Annotated in this window: 1 protein-coding gene; it reads left to right on the top strand. The window is 72.5% G+C overall.

The window, feature by feature from the left end; all coding sequences use genetic code 11:
- Positions 1-1601 (top strand): amino acid adenylation domain-containing protein (locus SX243_26235; GenBank protein MDY7096486.1); only part of this gene is annotated, 1601 nt, incomplete at both ends.

Below are 1601 nucleotides of genomic sequence, written 5' to 3'. Positions count from 1 at the left end.
TTCGTCTACCGCACCGACCTCTTCGACCGCAGCACCATCGCCCGCTGGGCCGGCTGGTGGCGCCGGCTCTTGGAGTCGGCGTTGGCGGAGCCAGAGAAGCCCGTGGCGGAGCTCTCGCTCCTCAGCTCCGGCCAGCGCCAGCAGCTGCTTTGGGAGTGGGGGCCGGCGGAGCTGAGCTACCCGGCCCCTTGCCGAGAGACAAAGCTGGCCGTGGATCTGGTGCTGGAGCAGGCGCGGCGGCGGCCGGCCGCACCGGCGGTGGAGCAGGACGGGGCGGTCTTGACCTACGGCGAGCTGGCGGCGCGCTCGGAGGCCCTGGCCCGGCGGTTGGTGGGGCTGGGCGCGGGGACCGAGAGCCTGGTGGGCATCTTCGCCGAGCGCTCGCCGGAAGTGGTGGTGGGGCTGCTGGCGGTGCTGCGAGCGGGGGCGGCGTGGGTGCCGCTGGATCCGGAGCTGCCGGCGGAGCGCTTGCAGCACATGGTGGAGGATACGGGGCTGCAGCGGGTGCTGACCCAGCGCCGGTTGGAGAGCTCCCTGCGCGATGTTCTGGGCCAGAGCGTCGAGCCCCTCTTCCTGGATGACGACCTGCCTGCGGTGGGCGCTGAGGTCGCTCTTCCCCAGCCCCACCCGCAAAGCGCCGCCTACGTCATCTACACCTCTGGCTCGACGGGCCGGCCCAAGGGCGTGGTCATCGCCCACGGAGCCCTGGCCAACCGCCTGGAGTACGCTCGCCGGGAGGACTTCACCGCCGACGACGCCTTCCTGCAGAAGACGACGCTCTCCTTCGACGTCTCGGTGTTAGAGATCTTCGGCCCGTTGGTGGCCGGAGGGCGGACGGTGCTGGCGCGGCCTGGGGGCCAGCGGGATCCGGGGTACCTGCTGGAGCTGATGGCGTCGGCGGGGATCACCCAGGCATCCTTCCCGCCGGGGCTGCTGGAAGCCTTGCTGAGCGAGCCGGCCTTCCAGAGCCTGACCGAGCTGCACACGGTGATCACCGGCGGCGAGACGGTGCCGGCGGATCTGCCGGAGAAGTTCTACGCGCGCTTTGGGGAAGAGCATCGGGCGGACCTGCTCAACCGCTATGGCCCGACGGAGACGAGCATCTCGGTGACCTCCTGGCGCTGCCGTCGGGAGGCGGAGCGAGTGCTGCCCATCGGCCGTCCGACGGCGGCGAGCCGGATGGTCCTCCTCGATCCTCAGGGACGTCCCGTGCCGCCGGGAGCGGTGGGGGAGCTGTGCATCGGGGGTCCGGGGCTGGCCCGGGGTTATCTGGGGCGGCCGTCGCGGACGGCGGAGGTTTTTGTGCCGGACCCGGCTTCGGGGGCTCTCGATTCTGGATGGGGCTCGCGGCTTTACCGCAGCGGTGACCTGGCGCGGTGGCGGCGGGACGGAGCGCTGGAGTTCGTCGGCCGGCGGGACCGGCAGGTGAAGGTGCGGGGCTATCGGGTGGAGCTGGGGGAGATCGAGGCGGCGCTGCGGCGGGTGCCGGGGGTGGCGGAGGCAGCGGTGGTCGACGTGGCGGAAGGCGCCACCCGGCGGCTGGCGGGGTATTGGGTGGCGTCGCCGGGGAGCGATCTGTCGGAGGACGCCCTGCGCCGGGC

The sequence above is a fragment of the Acidobacteriota bacterium genome, assembly GCA_034211275.1.
Classification (GTDB): Bacteria; Acidobacteriota; Thermoanaerobaculia; order Multivoradales; family JAHZIX01; genus JAGQSE01.
This window is presented reverse-complemented; position numbering and strand designations above follow the sequence as displayed.